The organism is Rheinheimera tilapiae, assembly GCF_042432165.1.
In the GTDB taxonomy this organism is placed as follows: Bacteria; Pseudomonadota; Gammaproteobacteria; order Enterobacterales; family Alteromonadaceae; genus Pararheinheimera; species Pararheinheimera tilapiae.
Map to the genome: position 1 here is coordinate 584,364 of NZ_JBHLXP010000003.1, position 18,559 is coordinate 602,922.

20 protein-coding genes and 1 riboswitch are annotated in these 18,559 nt (G+C 51.5%); of the genes, 7 read left to right on the plus strand and 13 right to left on the minus strand.

Annotated features, from left to right (window positions below):
- Positions 1–166 precede the first annotated feature (166 nt).
- Entirely contained in the window at positions 167–1,735 is a 1,569-nt protein-coding gene (nhaB, locus tag ACFFJP_RS13520) for a sodium/proton antiporter NhaB (RefSeq protein ID WP_377244899.1), read from the minus strand.
- A gap of 332 nt (positions 1,736–2,067) precedes the next feature.
- A complete protein-coding gene (locus ACFFJP_RS13525; RefSeq protein ID WP_377244902.1) occupies positions 2,068–4,206 on the minus strand; it encodes a S9 family peptidase in 2,139 nt (712 codons plus the stop codon).
- A gap of 242 nt (positions 4,207–4,448) precedes the next feature.
- Here ACFFJP_RS13525 and ACFFJP_RS13530 point away from each other — a divergent pair, with 242 nt between their 5' ends.
- The gene (locus ACFFJP_RS13530; RefSeq protein WP_208932853.1) at positions 4,449–4,631 is read left to right on the plus strand and encodes a helix-turn-helix domain-containing protein; all 183 of its coding nucleotides are present in this window, start codon (positions 4,449–4,451) and stop codon (positions 4,629–4,631) included.
- Here ACFFJP_RS13530 and ACFFJP_RS13535 read toward each other — a convergent pair.
- From ACFFJP_RS13535 to ACFFJP_RS13550, 4 genes are read right to left on the minus strand one after another with little or no spacing between them, the layout of a single operon-like run.
- Entirely contained in the window at positions 4,605–5,501 is an 897-nt protein-coding gene (locus tag ACFFJP_RS13535; protein WP_377244905.1) for a phosphotransferase, read from the minus strand. The genes ACFFJP_RS13530 and ACFFJP_RS13535 overlap by 27 nt on opposite strands.
- Positions 5,438–6,079: a nicotinamide riboside transporter PnuC gene (pnuC, locus tag ACFFJP_RS13540; protein ID WP_377244908.1), complete on the minus strand. Its 642-nt coding sequence runs from the start codon at positions 6,077–6,079 to the stop codon at positions 5,438–5,440. Before pnuC ends, ACFFJP_RS13535 begins: the two co-directional genes overlap by 64 nt.
- Positions 6,076–6,324: a YkoF family thiamine/hydroxymethylpyrimidine-binding protein gene (locus tag ACFFJP_RS13545; protein WP_377244911.1), complete on the minus strand. Its 249-nt coding sequence runs from the start codon at positions 6,322–6,324 to the stop codon at positions 6,076–6,078. The genes pnuC and ACFFJP_RS13545 overlap by 4 nt, the downstream gene beginning before the upstream one ends.
- Positions 6,325–6,345: 21 nt before the next feature.
- The gene (locus ACFFJP_RS13550) at positions 6,346–8,487 is read right to left on the minus strand and encodes a TonB-dependent receptor (protein ID WP_377244914.1); all 2,142 of its coding nucleotides are present in this window, start codon (positions 8,485–8,487) and stop codon (positions 6,346–6,348) included.
- Positions 8,488–8,527: 40 nt separating this feature from the next.
- Positions 8,528–8,624, minus strand: a riboswitch (TPP riboswitch).
- A 137-nt stretch (positions 8,625–8,761) separates the two neighbouring features.
- On the opposite strand from ACFFJP_RS13550, the gene ACFFJP_RS13555 reads away from it, so the two are divergent.
- The gene (locus tag ACFFJP_RS13555) at positions 8,762–9,097 is read left to right on the plus strand and encodes a porin family protein (RefSeq protein ID WP_377244917.1); all 336 of its coding nucleotides are present in this window, start codon (positions 8,762–8,764) and stop codon (positions 9,095–9,097) included.
- A gap of 132 nt (positions 9,098–9,229) precedes the next feature.
- Positions 9,230–10,879, plus strand: coding sequence for a BamA/TamA family outer membrane protein (locus ACFFJP_RS13560; RefSeq protein WP_377244920.1), 1,650 nt, complete (start codon positions 9,230–9,232; stop codon positions 10,877–10,879).
- Positions 10,880–10,889: 10 nt separating this feature from the next.
- On the opposite strand, the gene mutM is transcribed toward ACFFJP_RS13560, so the two are convergent.
- The 5 genes from mutM to radC form a co-directional block, all read right to left on the minus strand.
- The gene (gene mutM / locus ACFFJP_RS13565) at positions 10,890–11,699 is read right to left on the minus strand and encodes a bifunctional DNA-formamidopyrimidine glycosylase/DNA-(apurinic or apyrimidinic site) lyase (RefSeq protein WP_377244923.1); all 810 of its coding nucleotides are present in this window, start codon (positions 11,697–11,699) and stop codon (positions 10,890–10,892) included.
- 12 nt (positions 11,700–11,711) lie between these two features.
- Complete coding sequence (locus tag ACFFJP_RS13570) at positions 11,712–12,176, minus strand: hypothetical protein (protein WP_377244926.1); 465 nt, start codon at positions 12,174–12,176, stop codon at positions 11,712–11,714.
- Between the two features lie 191 nt (positions 12,177–12,367).
- Complete coding sequence (gene rpmG, locus ACFFJP_RS13575) at positions 12,368–12,523, minus strand: 50S ribosomal protein L33 (protein ID WP_031566726.1); 156 nt, start codon at positions 12,521–12,523, stop codon at positions 12,368–12,370.
- 11 nt (positions 12,524–12,534) lie between these two features.
- Complete coding sequence (rpmB, locus tag ACFFJP_RS13580) at positions 12,535–12,771, minus strand: 50S ribosomal protein L28 (protein WP_377244929.1); 237 nt, start codon at positions 12,769–12,771, stop codon at positions 12,535–12,537.
- A gap of 165 nt (positions 12,772–12,936) precedes the next feature.
- Positions 12,937–13,611, minus strand: a complete 675-nt coding sequence (radC, locus tag ACFFJP_RS13585) for a RadC family protein (RefSeq protein WP_377244932.1) — start codon at positions 13,609–13,611, stop codon at positions 12,937–12,939.
- A gap of 60 nt (positions 13,612–13,671) precedes the next feature.
- Between radC and coaBC the strand changes: the two genes are divergently transcribed.
- The 4 genes from coaBC to ACFFJP_RS13605 are packed head-to-tail and all read left to right on the plus strand — an operon-like array spanning position 13,672 to position 17,288.
- Positions 13,672–14,901: a bifunctional phosphopantothenoylcysteine decarboxylase/phosphopantothenate--cysteine ligase CoaBC gene (coaBC, locus tag ACFFJP_RS13590; RefSeq protein WP_377244935.1), complete on the plus strand. Its 1,230-nt coding sequence runs from the start codon at positions 13,672–13,674 to the stop codon at positions 14,899–14,901.
- Positions 14,885–15,343 (plus strand): dUTP diphosphatase, encoded by a 459-nt coding sequence (dut, locus tag ACFFJP_RS13595; RefSeq protein ID WP_031566718.1) that lies wholly within the window; start codon positions 14,885–14,887, stop codon positions 15,341–15,343. Before coaBC ends, dut begins: the two co-directional genes overlap by 17 nt.
- Before the next feature lie 6 nt (positions 15,344–15,349).
- Positions 15,350–15,943 carry a nucleoid occlusion factor SlmA gene (gene slmA, locus ACFFJP_RS13600; RefSeq protein ID WP_377244940.1) on the plus strand — a complete coding sequence of 198 codons (594 nt, stop codon included), beginning with the start codon at positions 15,350–15,352 and terminating at the stop codon, positions 15,941–15,943.
- 10 nt (positions 15,944–15,953) lie between these two features.
- Positions 15,954–17,288 (plus strand): sialate O-acetylesterase, encoded by a 1,335-nt coding sequence (locus ACFFJP_RS13605; protein ID WP_377244943.1) that lies wholly within the window; start codon positions 15,954–15,956, stop codon positions 17,286–17,288.
- Between the two features lie 5 nt (positions 17,289–17,293).
- Here the strand turns inward: ACFFJP_RS13605 and ACFFJP_RS13610 are convergent, their stop codons facing one another.
- Both ACFFJP_RS13610 and ACFFJP_RS13615 read right to left on the minus strand, forming a co-directional pair.
- Positions 17,294–17,974: a substrate-binding periplasmic protein gene (locus tag ACFFJP_RS13610; RefSeq protein WP_377244947.1), complete on the minus strand. Its 681-nt coding sequence runs from the start codon at positions 17,972–17,974 to the stop codon at positions 17,294–17,296.
- A gap of 161 nt (positions 17,975–18,135) precedes the next feature.
- Positions 18,136–18,510: a diacylglycerol kinase gene (locus tag ACFFJP_RS13615; protein ID WP_377244950.1), complete on the minus strand. Its 375-nt coding sequence runs from the start codon at positions 18,508–18,510 to the stop codon at positions 18,136–18,138.
- Positions 18,511–18,559: the final 49 nt, after the last annotated feature.

An 18,559-nucleotide genomic window follows, 5' to 3' on the forward strand; every position in this document is an offset into this window, starting at 1 on the left:
CGCCTCTTTAGCAGTTTTGTGTGCTGAGCTCAGTCAAAACTCTGTACCTGCTCACACAACAGATTAAAAGATATCCTGATTTGTCTGGGTGACAGCGGATGAAAACAAGTCCTTAACCGATCAATGGGGCATTCTAACCGGTGAATGCCCCAGTTTTGCCGATGAATTAATGCGCCGCACCTGGCACATAATGATGGATCCAACCGACACTGTAGAAGTAATGCGTCACTTCCGGCAGCAGGAACACCGTCGCTAATAAGCCTGCCGCTGTCAGCACTATCGTATACGGCACTGCCATCCACACCATCCGCATGTATGACAAACGGATAAGCGGGGCTAATGCGCTGGTTAGCAGGAACAAGAACGCGGCCTGGCCATTTGGCGTGGCGACACTTGGCAGGTTGGTCCCAGCATTGATAGCAATTGCCAACATTTCAAACTGCTCACGGCTGATCCGGCCGGCTTCCCACGCTGCTTTGACCTCGTTGATGTAAACAGTGCCAACAAAGACGTTGTCGCTGACCATCGATAACACACCGTTAGCCATAAACAACACAGCTAGCTGCAGCTGTCCATCAAACGTCAATACCCAGGTGATGATTGGGGTAAACAGATGCTGGTCAATAATCACCGCGACCACGGCAAAAAACACCACCAACAGGGCGGTAAAAGGTAACGCTTCTTTAAAAGCATTGCCGATGGCATGTTCGTCGGTGACACCGCAAAAAGTGGTCGCCAGAATGATGACCATCAAACCAATCAGGCCGACAGACGCAATGTGCAGACTCAGGCAGATGATCAGCAATACCGAAATAACGCCTTGTACCCACAGCTTAGATATATCTGACGCAGTCAGTTTGGCGCTTTGGTGTGCATCATAGTCAACCAACACTGTCCGCACGGCATCCGGCATTTTATAACCGAAATCAAACCACTTTATTTTCTCTACCAATGCGGTGGTCAACAAACCACAAATTAATACCGGCACACTGACGGCACACATCCGCAAAGCAAATTCAGCAAAGCCCCATTCAACAGCTTCGGCAATAATCAGGTTTTGTGGTTCCCCCACCATAGTAGAAACGCCGCCCAAGGCCGTACCGACCCCGGCATGCATCAACAGGTTGCGCAGGAAACCACGGAAATTTTCCAGATCGGTGCGCGATAACTCGCGGACCTCACCATCAGCATTGTGATCATGATTATCCAGAAACGTCTTGCCTGAGGAAATTTTGTGGTAAATCGCATAAAAACCAACGGCAACACTGATCACAACGGCTACCACGGTCAGCGCATCAAGGAACGCCGATAAAAATGCTGCCATCACACAAAATGCCAGCGAAATTCCGGTTTTGGATTTCACCCGCAGCAACAGCTTGGTAAACACAAATAACAGCAAGTCTTTGACGAAGTTAATGCCTGCAACCATAAACACCAGCAGCAACACCACTTCAATATTGACAGACACTTCATGCATGACTTTTTCCGTGCTCGTCATGCCCATTGCGACCGCCTGAATCGCTAACAGACCACCAGGTAACAATGGATAACATTTCAGCGCCATCGCTAGTGTGAAAATAAATTCCAGCACCAACAACCAACCCGCAATATATGGGTTCTGAATAAATACCAATGGATTCACAAACAGAAAGGCAATTATGGTCAGTTTGAACCAGTTGGGCGATTGCCCGAGAAAATTGGTGTACAGCGCCAGCGCAGTGCCAGATGGTTTCATAGCGGATCTCACTTGTTATTATCTGATTTGATCTTTATCGGCAGTTTCGTCAACGTTTAATGTAGCGTAACTGAGATGATTCGCCTGCCCTACCAAAGAGTAAATTACAGTCCAGTCTCGAAAAACATCAACGACGTCAGATTCTTATACCTGAGTTCAGCCAAATATGTCTATGGCAGCTCCGTGACAATTATGAATACAGCCTGAAATTTGCGACCAGTCAACTCACCACGTCGCTGTTCAACGTCTATGCCTTGCCGCACTGAAAGCGGCGAAAAAAAGCCCGGCAAATATGCCGGGCTTCAGTTCATACATATTATATTACTGATATATCAGGATTTCTTATCCAGTAGTGACAGAATAAAGGCATATTCCTGCGCCACTTCTTTCATCCGCGAGAAACGACCGGACTTACCACCGTGACCAGCCTCCATATTGGTGCGGAATAACAACGGTTGCTGGTCAGTTTTTTCTGTTCTGAGTTTTGCCACCCACTTGGCTGGCTCAAAATACTGCACTTGGGAATCGTGCAGACCTGTTGTCACCAGCAGTGCCGGATAAGCCTGCTTTTTCACCTGGTCATAAGGCGAATAGGACAGCATATAGTCGTAGTAGGCTTTTTGTTTTGGATTGCCCCATTCGTCAAACTCGTTTGTAGTCAGTGGGATGGACTCGTCCAGCATCGTTGTCACCACATCGACAAAAGGCACGTTGGCCACTAAAGCCCGGTATTTCTCCGGCGCCATATTGGCAACAGCACCCATCAGCAGCCCCCCGGCGCTACCGCCCATACCAAATACTTTATCTTTGGCCGCATACTGCTGTTTTACCAGATAGTCTGTGACATCAATGTAGTCAGTGAAGGTATTGATTTTTTTCAGTAATTTGCCGTCTTCATACCAGTGACGCCCCATTTCCTGACCACCACGGATGTGAGCGATGGCATACACAAAACCACGGTCGACTAACGACAATACGCTGGAGCGAAAGCTTGGGGCAGATGAAGAGCCATAAGAGCCGTAGGCATATTGGTACAGTGGCGCTGAACCATCCTTTTTAAAGCCTTTGCGGTATAACAAACTGACCGGCACTTTAGTACCATCACGCGCGATGGCCCAAACCCGTTCGGTCTGATAGTTGGCACGATCAAAACCACCCAACACTTCCTGTTGTTTCAACAAACGTTTTTCGCCACTGCGCAAATTCACTTCATACACGGAATTCGGCGTGGTCAGCGACGTATAGCTGTAACGCAACCATTCGGAGTTTTGTTCCAGATTTACATCTGTAGCTGCGACATACACCGGTTCATCCGAACTGATATAGCTGGCCTTCGCCGGGTTTTGCCACGGCAGCACACGGATCCGGTTTAAACCTTCACTGCGCTCGTTGATCGCCAGATAGTCGTTAAACAACTGAAAGGATTCGATAAAAACGTTTTTGTCATGCGCCAGTAATTCAGACCAGCGAGCGCGGTCACCGATTTGATCGTCCGCCACAGCCATAATGCGGTTATTCGGTGCATTCCAGTCAGTGCTGATAATCCAGCGATTGCCTAAGTGGTCGGCCTCGTATTTGAAGTCCCGTTGCCGTGGCGCAATGGCTTTAAATTCACCCGTCGGCTGGTTTGCCGGTAATACGCGGATTTCAGACGAGACAGTACTGCCCAGCCATAACACGACAAACTGGTCGTCACTGCTATTGCCGATGCCGGTGTAGAAGCTGGTATCTTTTTCTTCATACATCAGCACATCTTTAGCGACCGCTTCACCCAACTGATGACGACGGATTTTATTGCCTAGTAATGTTTGTTTATCTTTTTCAATATAAAACAAATGCTTGCTATCAGATGACCAAGCCAGCGATGCTTCGACGCCCGTCAACACATCGGGCAGATCTTTACCGGTTCTGAGATCGCGAACCCGCACCGTATATTGGCGGCGGCCATTGGTGTCTTCGGCATAGGCCACCAAATTGTTATCCGGACTCACCGCATAATTACCAACCTGGTAAAAATCTTTGCCGGCGGCCATTTTATTGACGTCCAGGATCACTTGTTCTTCGCCGGTTTTCAGTGCTTTACGCAAATACACCGGATACTGCTGGCCAGTTTCATAACGGGTATAAAAGCTATAATCACCTTTTTTCGCCGGTACAGAACTGTCGTCCTGTTTGATTCGGCCAATAATTTCGTCGGTCAGTTTGTTCGTCAGGTCCTGATACTTATCGGCATATTGTTGGTAATACGCGTTTTCGGCCTGCAGATGCGCCAGCACTTTTGGATCTTGCCGTTTGTCATCACGCATCCAGTAGTACGGATCTACCCGATCGCCGTTGGCCGATTTGACGGTATATGGGATTTGTTCCGCCACGGGTGCCTGCACTGGTTGACTGGCATGACTGATGCCGCTAATCAACATTGCGCCGGCCCCCAATAGTGCGGTCCATTGAGAGAGAGGTCTATTTGCCATTTTTGCTTCCTGTTATTTTTTTGCTTCATGCTTAAAAACTTACAACATTGCTTTTTTAACATAATAGATACAAGGCTGCCCACCGTATTGCGCTCAAACGCCTGCGTTGCCCGACTTAAAAAGTGTAACTAAGGATTTTTCCGGACTTAATCCGGTTAAATTTCGCCTGTTCCGGCATTCAGTATTCACAAACCAGAATATCTGCGCTTATATTACTGGGATACATCATGCAGGAAATCATCATGGCTTTAATGACTGTAGCCGAAGTTGCGGCTTTTTTATCAATTCAGGATATCCGGGTCGAACGACTGGCACGGGAAAATTTATTAGTTCCAGCCGACAAGGACGCCGCAGGTAAACCGATGTTCGAAGAAGAAGACGTGAAGCGTTACAAGGTGTTAGCTGAGCGTCTTGGCGGCATCTGAATGCTGACAAGGAAACTGGCGTAATGTAAGTTGCGCCAGTTTTGCTTTATCTGCACCGCCTTCCAGTGATTTGTACCACAACCAGCAAAACCCACTGTATAACAACGACGCTAACTGCAAGCGCTGAGCTATATCTTGCCGCGCCTGAGGCCGGAATTGCAGATATAAATTCAGTAGTTGCTCTTGCTCCTTCGTATTCAGCTGCAGATTCAAACATAACGCTGCCAAATCAAAGGCACTGTCGGCCTGCTGACAATACTCATAATCAATCAGCCATAACTGCTGGTGCTGCAACAAAATATTGCCGCTGTGCAAATCCATATGACACAACACCTGATCACCCGGTAATAAGCTAAATGCACTGGCCGCAGTGCGAAGTCGTTGCCAGTCTTGCTCATCGTCCGCACTCCAGGCTGCATCAAACACTTTGTCGCGTAGTTGCTGCAGGTAGACAAAAGGGTCTAACACCGGCGTCTGCACTTTCAGTTTGTGCAGCCGCACCAGTTTCTCCACCAGCTGCAATAAATGCGTATGGTGCAGTTCCCAGTCAAAATGCCGGCTGTGGGTCAGGAAGTCACTGATCAGAATACGTTGATGGTTGTTCAGGCAAAGTGGCGCCGGTGCCACGCCTGCGGCGGCAGCTGCATGCTGGCAGCGCAGTTCTTGCTGCCGGCACACGCCCGCTACGCCCGGTTTATAGTGCCGCACCAGATAATGACCACGCTGCGTATGCACGTAGTAATTGTCGTTGGTACTGCTGGCGGCCAGCTTCTGTAGCGCCAGCGGCACGTGATTCGCAAAGAACTCTAGCCGCTGGCACAGATGCCAGATGCGTTGTTCAGTTGCTGTTGACGGTAATTGCTGCGCCATGCGAAATATCCCGAAGCTGCGGTCAGCGTATAAATAACAAAAAGCGCACTGAAAAAATACAGATCTTTTTGCAGATACATGTAAATAGAGGCAGCATCGATGACAATCCAGTACAGCCAGTTCGACACCACTTTCTTCGCAACGAGGTAAGTTGTCACCACGGCAAAACAACTGATTTGCGCACCAAGCCAAGCAAAATCGGTACTGGTGTATTGCTGCATCAGGTATCCCAGTAACAATCCAGCAAGCGCAGTCAGGCTGATTAGCCGCAGATGTTGCGAGCCGCGCCACTCTACGACTTGCTGTGCCAAACCACTTTGGTTGCGAAGTTGCTGCCAGTTCCACCAGCCATACAAGGCCATGCCGGCGTAATACAGCTGCAGCAATGCATCAGTATAGAGATTGGCGCTCAGCATGATTTGCAATGTCAGCACTGTACTGGCCAATGCTGCCGGCCAGCACCACAGACTATGGCGGATAGCCAGCACTGTATAAGACAGCGCCAGCACAGTTGCTATCAGCTCCAGCGCGGTCTGTAATTGCCATTGATTCAGCAGCTGTTGCCACAGTTCCGTCATGGCCGCAGGTCACCGTGCAGGAACTTCACGACAAACACCACTTTGCCATAACGCTCAAACGACCAGCGGATACAGCGTTGCAGCGCCGCCATCACAGTGTCGTATTCACCAAAAACCTGTGTGCTCATGGTGTTGGTTATTACGTGCAAGCCCGCTTCTTTATTCAGCTCTTCAATAAAACCTTTGATAGGCTCGATATAATCGCTGGTCAGCGGATATTTACTGATTTCGATCGAAAGTTGCATCACGATGTCCTTTTAAAGTGCTCAGAACTGATAAGTCGCGGTCAGGCCGATACGGCGCGGTTCACCAAATTGTTCATATAAATGCTCGGTATAACCATCCCGTGGGTCGTTACCGAAATAAAAACCGCGCACGCCGTAAGTTTCATCCAGCAAATTGCGGCACCATAGTGCCAACTCCCATTGCGACCACTGATAGCTTGCTCTGAGATTCAGCAAGTTATTGTGCGAAGCGCGGATGTTTTCAGAATCAGAGTAGTAATAGCCATCTTTGTGCGCATACTGCGCCGAGATTTGCAGCGCTTCCAGCGGCGACCAGTCGGCTCCGACACTAAACTGATATTCTGGGGCCTGTGCCTGTGCGCGGCCGCTCATATCGAGGCCACCTTTAGTGACAAAACCGCGGATCTCCGACTTCAGAACAGCCCCACTGAAATGTGCCACCAACGCAGGGGTCAGCTGCCAGCGGTTTTCGGTTTCCAAACCATAGTTACGTCCACTAAACGCATTATCGATATAACCGACAAACTTCGTACCCTGATTGATCCAGCCTTTGAGCTGCATGTCATCCCGCCACATATAAAATGCCGAGACACGACTGACCAACGTGTGATCCGCATTCTGACCTTTTACGCCAAATTCAGCGTTAATCAGCTGCTCCGGCGCAAAAGTGGCTTTGCTGAGCAAGAAATCCTTTAATCCGGTCAGTTTTGGATTCAGGGTTTCCGCCAGTGCTTCGCCATTGACGCCGCCCACTTTGTATCCTTTCGACACCAAGCCGTAAATCTGGCTGAGTGAGCTAACCTGATAGGCCAAACTAAGTTTACCGCCCCACATCTGGTCATCACCATCAGTACGGATACCATTGTTGTCGGCATATTCATCCTGATATTGCTCCAGGCGACCACCATAAGTCAGCGTCAGGTCCGGAGCTAATTGCTGTTCATTCTCTGCATAAACTGCCAGATTCTGCCGTTCGAAATCACTGATAAAGTTCTGATCAAGCCAAGTGTATAACCGCGTTAAATCAATGGTTTGCTGACTTGCATATAAACCTGCGACCCAGTTGTGGCCCTGTTGATTTTTGCTGATGAACCGTTGTTCCAGACTCATAAAATCACGCTCACGCAGATATTGGTCTGTTGACGAATATTCATCCGGGTGCAATCCAACATAACCCCAGTCTTCGTCATAACCATAGTCAGTGTCCGCTTTTAACAGGCTCAGCTGCGTCAGGCTATCTGCGCTGGCGAACCCCTGATACTGCAACTTCAGTGCACTGGCATCCACATCTTGTTTGTCCTGACCAGGTTGGTCTGACAAAGTGGTGCGGTTACGATCAAGCGAAAATGCATCGTAGCCGTTATCAATATCGTGGTGGTTCCACAACCAGTCCAGTGTCAGATCCTGATTGGGTTGGTAGCGAGTTTTCAGCCGGAACGTGGTTTCATCGATGCCGTTGGTGTCTTCGCGTTGCAGAAAATCGTTGCGGATAAAACCATCTGATTTTTGCTGATCGGCCACCAGGCGCACGGCAAATTGTTCTGTCAGCGCCTGATTCACCATCATACTGGCTTGCCAGCTGTCGTAATTCGCTGCCGTTAGTTGGACACGGCCTTCGCTGGCAAATACCGGGTCCGCCGTTTGCAGGTTCAGCATGCCCGCCAGCGCATTAGCACCAAAGCGGGTTGCTTCCGGGCCACGGAACACTTCGAGCTGTGCTGTGTCGGCCAGCGACAACAGTCCAAGCGCTGAATAGTCAATCCCGTCGACCAGCAAGCCAACGGATGGGTTGATGTTGTCGACAAACTCACTGCGCTCACCCACACCGCGCATCTGCAAAAAACGACTACGCGATGCGCCGGCAGACGCATTTAAATTGGCGATATTGGCAAGTAAATCATCAAGATGCTGCGCAGATTGGCGTTTGATATCGGTTTCACCCAGCACGACCACACTGCCCGGCAACTTTTGTAGATTGGTCTGACGAAAATCTCCACGCACTTCAATGCGTTCGACATCCTGCACTGTGACAGCCTGTTCTTCGGCGTGCAATGCGCCGGACACAAGCAAGGCAATGGCAGATAACGCCGGTAAAAACGGCGGACGCTGAAGAGTTACAGAAGAAAAATGACCGACAGATAAAGGCGAGAATGCACGTAACATCAACTTACTCCGGTTAGGACCGGGATCACGCGCGCGCAGCTGGAAGTTTTAACACCATCCCTCCGCCGGTATGACCCGGATCAGGTTCTAAGGGTTTGCCTTGCGGCATCTCAGCTTTCGCACCCCTTGGTTTGGCCGGCAGTTTAGCGGCTTTTCTGTACAGTCGCAAGAAATCAGAAAAATTCATCTGGGTACAAGCTGGCAAAATATTTTTCAGCAGCTAGGGTTATTCAGAACGTCATTTTTGACGTGCAGTTATAACAAGAGGAAAACTATGAAAAAAAGTCTTATCGTACTGTTGGCAGCCGGGGCTCTGACCAGCAACATCGCTTTTGCTCAGGAAGCAGAAGACGTCGTGTACTCTACTGAAGGTTACTGTTTACTGTCGAATGAAGGCGCATCAGACGAATATCTGAAAGCCTACGCCAAAAAACTTGGCGCTAAACCAACCAATTCCGTTTGTGCCAGCTTCAAAAAAATCGTTGAAGAATCACGGCCACGTGAATGGGATTACCCAGCCGGCCGCGCTTATCCGGGCAGCGTGATCAAACTGTCACCCAGCCAAGTTGCATTATTAAAATCACTGAAGAAAAAAGACGGCAAAATGTAAGTCGTCTGATCAGCTCTGCCAGCAGGCAGAGCTGATCTCTTTGTTACTTCTGACAATTTTATCTTCCCTCTTGCATTTCCACGTCAAACCGCATTAACTGAGCCGCATCGTTCCGGAACCAAGGAAGCTGTGATGCGACGGATCCGATCCCTGCCGACAATACTGAGCATGGCTGTATTGCTAACGCTTTGCGGCAAAGCAATGGCTGCGGAGAACTGCACCAAGCTGTCTGCAACTGAACCTCTGCCCACAGCGGCACAACATTGGCGCATTGCCAAAGTCCTGTTTGCCCGTAACGATATTTTTGACCTGAATAGCAAACACAGCGTCTGGTTTCACCGTTTTGCTAATGAATATCATGTGATCACCAGCGAAACAGCGCTGCGTGAGGACTTGTTGTTTCAGGAAGGTGACCAGCTGGATCAGGCTGTACTGGCAGAAACAGAACGTCTGCTGCGTTCCCGTCGTTACTTACGCCACGCCGAGATTAATATCACTGCCTATTGCCAGGCCAGTCAGACCGTGCAGGTTACAGTGCAGACCTGGGATAACTGGTCATTACTACCGCGAATTTCACTGGGCCACACCGGTGGCGCGACCAAAGCCAATCTGGGCCTGTCCGAAGACAATTTATGGGGCACCGGCAATCAGGCACAAATTGAATACTTTACCGACAGCGAGCGCGACGGTTACAAATTGCAGTTTCATAGCCCGAACATCAGCGGCAGTCACTGGCAGACCACGGTTCAGTATGCCGACACCTCAGATGGTGAAAGTTACCGGCTGAATCTGGCCAAACCTTTTTACCGGCTGTCGTCAGAGCGCGCTTACAACTTGGATATCTTTAAAGAAATCAAAGATATCAGTGAATATGCCCGTGGTGATGTCTACAACGAGTACAAAAGTAACCAACAGTTGATCGAATTGAGCAGCGGCTGGAGTTTCTGGCGGGACAGTGACAGCGTGCAGCACCTGAATAGCGGCGTGACACTGGACGAGCGTCAATTTGATTTGAACAGTGATAGCACCCAAGCCGCACCGGAGAACCGCGATCTATCGCAAGTCTGGTTAAGCTGGGAGTTCCTGCAATCGGATTATCGCGAACTGACTAACTTCTTTTTGTGGAACCGGGTGGAAGACGTGAATTTTGGCTGGCAGGGATCTCTACGACTCGGCCGGTTGCTGGAAAGCCTCGGCGCCGATCAAGGCGGCTGGCACTGGCAGGTCAGTGTGCAAAAGAATTTTGTGATCAATGACATTAGCTGGTTAGTCGGTCAGATCAGCTATTCGCAATTACACCGCAACCAGTTGCAGGAACAGCAGTTGTTTCAAAGTGAACTGCGTTATGTCCGGCATTTGTCAGCGCAGCAAGTACTGACCGCGGAGCTGCAATGGTCGGTTGGTAAGAACCTGTTTCGCGACCAGCGCATGACAATTGGCGGTGACGAAGGGATGCGCGCATTTCCACTCTATTATCAAACCGGCGATAAAGCCGCGATAGCGTCACTGGAGTACCGCTATATCACACACTGGCATGTGTATCAGTTGCTGGATGTCGCATTGGCCGGCTTTGTCGATGCCGGACGCGCTTGGGACAATCCACAGCGCCCGGCTGGCCCGGACGATGATCAGAATCTGGCGGGTTATGGTATCGGCATTCGCCTGTTACCGAGCCACTCCAGTCGCGGCAGTGTGATCAGTATCGATTTGGCAAAACCGGTTAGTGACAATCCAGATTTATCCGGCTGGCGCTGGCGTCTGATCGCGAAAAAGCCGTTTTAATGACGACCCGCTAGGCCTGACAATGCCGGCAGAACACCGTGCTGCGCTGGCCTAAACGGATCTCCTCCAGCAGGCTATTGCAGCTGATACAGGCTGCGCCACCACGTCCATACACCAGTAGTTCCTGTTTAAAGTAACCTGGTTTACCGTCAGCCTGACTGAAGTCTTTTAACGTGGTGCCGCCCTGCGTGATGGCCTGCGCCAGGATCTGTTTCACTACTTCGACCAACACGGCACATTGCGCTAACGTCAGTTGATTGGCAGGTTTGGTCGGTAAAATCCCGGCTTTAAACAGCGATTCATTGGCGTAAATATTGCCAACCCCTACTACAACATGGTTATCCATCAGCACCAGCTTGATGGCGCTGCTGCGTTTTTGGCACTGCGCGAACAACTGCTCCGCGTGAAACGCCGGCGTCAGCGGTTCTGGCCCTAAAGTAGTCAATAATGGATGTTCCGTCCCGGTAGACTGCCACAGCACAGCACCAAAACGGCGGGTGTCGTTCAGGCGCAATAAGGTCTTGTTATCAAGCACAATATCGACATGGTCATGTTTACCAGCGGGCGTATCGGCGCTGAGGATCTTCAGGTTACCAGACATCCCCAGATGCAGAATAATGCTGCCGTCTGGCACTTCAATCAGCAGATATTTGGCGCGGCGGCTAACGTTCAGCACCGGCGCATTCGTAACAGCCATCACTTCTGCCGGCACCGGCCAGCGTAACATAGGCTGGCGCACATCAATACGGCGGATGGTTCTGTTAGTCACGTGTGGCGTGATGCCTAACCGGGAGACTTCAACTTCTGGTAATTCAGGCATAACAACTCCGGTTTAACGTAAGGACGGCGGACACAGCTTGTCGGCGGTGGCCTGATCTATCGGGAATATCACCTGCTGGTACTGCAGATACCATTGCTGTTGATCAACCGCAATCAGCCACAGCATCGGTTGCGCCTCACCACTTTGATAAAGCAGGACGCGGCACACTTGCGCCATAATTTGTGGGCCTTCAGGCTTTGCGGCAGGTAACTGAAAATTCAGCCAATGCTGCAAAATGGTTTCGGGCACCGGCTGATCTAACTGCGGTTCGAAGCGCCAAACCGGTCCAGCTTGTTTCAGTGTGGCACGTGGGAATTGTAATTGCAGGAGCTTTTGTCCCGGCGCAACGATGCTGATGGTCTGGTCGCGGCTTAACATAAAAGCCAGATGACTGGGGGCAATGTAAAACAGAAAAAACAGCGCCAGCACACCGAAGATAATCAGATTGTTCCAGGATTGGCGGGATAATCTCAGCATAGGTTTTGTTGATGGCCTGAAGATGCTGGCAGTGTACCGGATAGTGCTGCCAGCGCCAATTTGTCTTAGAGATGGATTTGACGCTCGCGCGGGCGTTAAAGGCCTGAACGACAAACCGCTAAAGATTTATCAGAGGCTAAAAAAACAAAACCCGACACAAGGTCGGGTTTTGTTTTTGGAAATAAATCCGATTACTTGATTTTCGCTTCTTTGAAAATCACGTGCTTACGCACTTTAGGATCGAATTTTTTGATTTCCATTTTTTCTGGCATGGTGCGCTTGTTCTTATCAGTTGTATAGAAAAAGCCTGTACCAGCAGAAGAAACTAAACGGATCTTATCGCGCATTTGCTAATTCCTTAAACCTTATGACCTTGCTTACGCAGATCAGCTAAAACGGCATCGATACCATTTTTATCGATGATACGCATAGCCTTAGTTGTCAGGCGCAGCGTGACGAAACGGTTTTCACTGTCAACCCAGAAACGGTGAGTTTGCAGGTTTGGCAGGAAACGGCGCTTAGTTGCGTTGTTGGCGTGTGAACGACGGTTACCTACCATCGGACCTTTGCCAGTGATTTGGCATACTCTAGACATGTCAATAAATCTCCAAAATTACTTCAGCTCGAGCTATCGTCATCCTTCTGGCCAAGAAGAATGCCCCGGATTTCTGAAAGGGCGCAATTTATACACGATCAGCTAAAAAAACTCAAGCAATAATGCCTGAACTTTATGCATAGATCGTGTTGATCCTTTCAGATCTTAAAGCCAGCCGCGTTCGGCGAAGGATATGACCTCGGCGTCGCCGACCACAAAGTGATCCAATAACTTAATGTCGACCAAAGCCATGGCTTGGGTCAGGCGCTCCGTTATCGCTCTGTCAGCGCGACTCGGCTCAGCAACTCCGGATGGATGATTGTGAGCCAAAATAACGGCGGCGGCATTATGCGCTAAAGCGGCCTGAACTACAATACGCGGATAGACCGGCGAGGCATCTATCGTGCCATAAAATAGTGGTTCGGCTTTAATCAGCCGGTGTTGGCTGTCTAAATACAAGGTCATAAAGACTTCCCGTGTTTCGAGACCAATGCTGTATTGCAGATAATGTTTCACCATGCCGGGGTCAGAAAACACCGTATCACGCTGCATGTGCTGATATAAACAGCGCTTACACAGCTCCAGTACCGCCTGCGTTTTCACATAACGATGTACGCCAAGCCCTTTGTGCCGGCAGAATTGGCCACGCGGGGCGGCGAAAAACGCCCGCACACCACCAAAATCATGTAATAGCTGCCGCGACATCGCCACCGCGTCTAGGCCAGCGCAGCCGTGGCCGAGGAAAATCGCCAGTAACTCGCCATCGGATAAGGCGCCGGCGCCGTAACTTAATAATTTCTCGCGAGGTTGTTCGGCCGTCGGCCATTGCTTGATGGTCATGATTACTCGTCCTTGAGTTCGTGGTATCTTATCGGCCAGTTTCTGGCTGATGGTTTTCTTATGCACAACATCCTTGCTGGCAAAAAGATCCTGCTTGGGATCAGCGGTGGCATTGCTGCCTATAAATCTGCAGATTTGGTCCGCCGTTTAAAAGAACGTGGCGCCGAGGTCCGGGTGATCCTGACCCCGGCCGCCGCTGAATTTATTACGCCCCTGACGCTACAGGCGTTATCCGGCAACCCGGTGGGCCAGTCGTTGCTGGACCCAGCGGCTGAAGCTGCGATGGGCCATATCGAGCTGGCAAAATGGGCCGACTTCATCTTAGTAGCGCCCGCTTCGGCCGATGTGATAGCCCGTATCACCCATGGCATGGCCAATGATTTACTGACCACCTGCATTCTTGCCAGTAGCGCGCCGCTGGCAATAGCACCGGCGATGAATCAGCAGATGTATAAGAACATAGCGACTCAAGCCAATTTAGCAACTTTAATTTCACGCAAAATTCACATATTTGGGCCCAATGCCGGTGAACAGGCATGTGGCGATGTCGGCCCGGGCCGAATGCTGGAACCGCTGCAGCTGGTCGATGCCGTGATTGGCGTGCTGGCAGCACCGGCGCAGCAACCGTTGCAAGGCGTGAAAGTGACCATTACTGCCGGGCCAACGCGTGAAGCGATTGACCCGGTGCGCTACATCAGTAACCACAGTTCCGGCAAAATGGGCTATGCCCTCGCCACTGCCGCTGCCGCGCTTGGTGCTGACGTGACGCTGATCAGCGGCCCGGTACAACTGGCCACGCCAACCGGTGTGACGCGAATTGATGTCACCACCGCCGAACAGATGTATGTCAGCAGCATGCAACAAGCGTCCAATAGCGACATTTTTATCGGCTGTGCCGCTGTGGCTGATTTTCGCGTGGCAGCCCTCGCATCACAGAAAATCAAAAAAACCGCTGACAATGACGGCCTGACGCTGCAGTTAGTGAAAAATCCGGACATTATCGCCAGCGTCGCGGCAATGAGCGCACAACGGCCATTTACTGTCGGTTTTGCCGCCGAAACAGAAAAAGTCGCGGAATATGCCCGGCAAAAACTGCAAAAGAAAAACCTCAACCTGATATGTGCCAACGACGTGTCTGATCCGGCGCTTGGCTTTAACAGCGAACAAAACGCCATCACGGTGTACAGCACCACGGCTGAATTCGCGCTGGGCCAACGCAGTAAAACCGATCTGGCCCAAGCCTTAATTTCCTTAATTTATGAGCAATATCAACATGAAAAAAAGCATTGAACTGAAAATCCTCGACCGGCGCATTGGCACTGAATACCCGTTGCCGGAATACGCCACGCCAGGTTCTGCTGGTTTGGATTTACGCGCTTTGTTAGATGAACCGCTGACGCTGTTACCGGGTCAGACCGAGCTGATCCCAACCGGCCTTGCTATTCACATTGGCGATGCCAACCTGTGCGCCACTATTCTGCCGCGTTCGGGCATGGGCCACAAAAACGGCATCGTGCTGGGCAATCTGGTGGGCCTTATCGATTCGGATTACCAGGGCCAGCTGATGATCTCGACCTGGAACCGCGGTCAAAACGCTTTTACCATTCAGCCGGGCGACCGTATTGCCCAGCTGGTGTTTATGCCAGTCGTCCAGGCGCAATTTGAACTGGTCGAAGAATTCGACACCTCTGAGCGCGGTGAAGGTGGATTTGGCCACTCAGGCCGGTCGTAACCGCTGATGTCGACGCCCAGAAGCAGTAATCGCAAAGCGGAAATTCTGGATGCGCTGGCCGTGATGCTGGAAAAAAGCCCCGGTCAGCGTATTACCACCGCTGCGCTTGCAACGCAGGTGGGCGTCACTGAAGCCGCGTTGTACCGTCATTTCCCCAGTAAAGCGCGGATGTTTGAAGGCTTGCTTGACCTGATTGAACACGAGCTGCAACACGAATTTCGCATCATTTTTCAGACCCACAAACAAGCCGAAGCGCGTATTCAGCTGATGCTGGAGGCCTTGCTGCAATTTGCCGGCCGCAGGCCCGGTTTGTGCCGGCTGCTGACCAGTGAAGCCTTACAGGGTGAGCAGGAGCGGCTACGCGAGCGCGTCAGCCAGCTGCTGGAAGGGTTGGAAAAACAACTGAAACAATGCCTGCGCGACCGCAAACTCGGCACCGGTAAACGCCATGGTGACGAAGCGGCGGTGGCAAATTTACTGCTGGCGTTTATCGAAGGCCGGCTGCTTCAGTATGTCCGCAGCGGTTTTAAAGAACCGCCCCATCAGAGTTTTGCCAGCCAATGGCCCGCACTGAAAGCGGCACTGTTCGCGCAGGACTAACATGGAGCGGATGAGCGTGATCCGCCTGTCAGCGGGATGGTCATCAGGCGCGGTGCTGCAACATAGTACCCCGCAACAACTTCAAGGCAATGCAGCACCGAAGCAACGGCTACATATCACTCTGCAATGCCAACACCAGTGTCATCAGCTCAACACTCACGCAGATGAGTTGGGTGTATTCAGCGTCGAGATCGCAGCGCAGCCCCCTTCTGGCCCCTGGACGCTGAGTATTTCAGACGAAGCTTCAAACAGCATCAGGCTGGATGACCTGTGGTTTGGCCTGCGCTTAATCTGCGCCGGGCAGTCGAATATCGGCTGGCCGCTGCGGCACTATCCAGCGCAGCTGGCCGATGTCCGCGAACAACTTTTCGCATCATCCACCCAGCCTCTTGTGCGGGCATATTTAACTGACGCTTACGATCCAGTGCAGCCGGCGGACTATCGCAATGCCGGCAGCTGGCAAGCGCTGACCGCAGAACAATGCGCCGACTGGCCGGCACTGCTGTGTCATTTCAGTCAGAGCTATCAGCCGTCAGACACAACCCCGCTAATGCTGGGTCTGGTCGATATCAGCTGGCCAGGTTCTGCGATTGACGCCTGGACCGAAGCCTCTGTTCCTGCCAGCAGTGCGTGGCAACCCGGAGCATTATTCACCTCGCGGCTGGCGCCCTGGCTGCAACAGCCTTTTGCCGCGTTGTTGTGGTATCAAGGCGAGCAGGATGCGATGGGCAAAGAGGCAGCCTGCTATGCTGACAAGCTGCAGCATTGGCTATTCCGTTGCCGTCGTTATGCCGGTTGGGATTTCCCTTTGCTGTTGGTGCAAATCGCCGGCTTTGGCAAACTGGGTTTGCCGGACCTGCAGCATGGTTTTGTCCAGGTCAGACAAGCGCAACAGCAATTCGCAGCCTGCACGCCCAACTGCGTTTTAGTGTCGGCCGCTGATTTGGGCGATGTACAGGATATTCATCCGCCTTTGAAAGCAGAGCTGGCACGGCGGCTAGCGCTACAACTCCATGCAATGATGCAGGCAGACGACAGCAGCACTCTGTTGCCGTTGCAGGCAAAGTTACATCAGCTGACAACGGCTGTGGCGGTCTTGCGCTTACCGGATGGCGTCTATTGGCCGCTGATTCAGCCGATTGAAGGTTTTTTTGCGGATTGCCCGCCGACAGGTTGGCAAGCGGTCCCCGCGAGATCCACAACAGATCAGCAGCAGATTGAGATCATCCTGCCGCCCGCAGCTAAAACGCTATGTTATGGCATGGCCGCTCAGCCAGCGTTGACCCTTTATAACGCAGATGGCTTGCCGCTATTGCCGGGGATTTGGCCGTTACAGTCGTCTTAACAAGTTTATTGCGCTGTGGCCACTGCCTGCTGCCACTGGGCTTTTTTGGCCGCCAGATGCTGCCAGATTTGCTGACATTTTGACGCCGTGCCCTGGCAATACCCTGGATAAAACGCCAGATACAGCGGCATCGCAAACAACGGCGTGTCCAGTTGCTTCAGCTGAGCAAAAGCAGGTTGCTGCCGGAAAACCCGCTCGACGGCGCCGGGTGGGATCACAAAACCATCGAGTCGGCCTTTAGTGACCAGCTCTACCGCCTGATGGATATCCGTCTGCAGCGGTGACAAAGCGCCTAGTTCGCGCAATCGTTCTTCTGCCAAATAACCTTTGAGGGTGATAAGGCCATAAGTTAAGCCGTTGAAATGCTGGCCGTTCCATTGCACTTTGCTGTCGCGGTGTACATAGATGTGGTACGGAACTTCGTATAACGCCAATTGGGTATCCGCCGCTTTGCCTTGTTGTGGGAAGCTGAACCATTGGGCCCGTTCTTCTGTCCAGCCAATCGACAATAAACCGGTGACGCGCCCTTGCTGGGCCTGAGTCAGACAACGCTGCCACGGTTGATTGACAAACTTGGCGCCAGGCAACACATCCAGCACCCAGCCCGCGATACGCGCGGTATGCTGACCGTCGACACGCTGGCCTTTGACCTGAATTTGTTCAGCAGCCGGGACTTCGCCCGGCATGTCGTAGCAGAACACTTCTGCGGCAGATGAAGCAGGTTGCCAACAACAGCATAAGAGGAAAAGGCCGCGCCAATACATAGTCCGGACAGCTCCGCCAACATAGATAGAACTACCTTAGCACAGCCTGGTCCGGCGGCGGTAAAAACCAGCGCCGTGTGGTTTTATTGTAGCAATTGCCAGATCGCCGCGCCCCATACCAGTGCAACAATGGTCAGACTTAATGTGACGGCGGCAGAGCCCATATCTTTGGCGCGGCCGGAGAGTTCGTGGCGTTCCAGGCTGACGCGGTCGGTCAGCGCTTCAATCGCCGAATTGAGCAGTTCAACAATCAGTACCAATAACAACACGCCGACCAGCAAAGCCCAGTGACCAACCGATTCAGCCAGCACAAAAGACAAAGGAAACATCAGCATCGCCAGTAGTGCTTCCTGCCGGAACGCCGCTTCAAAACGCCAGGCGGCGACAAAACCTTTGCGTGAACATTCAGTTGCTTTCAGAATGCGGCCAAAACCGCTGCCGTTTGGTTTGTTGATCAACACAGACTCCGCTTTAAAACAATCAGGCCAGCAGCGCTGGCCTGTTCAG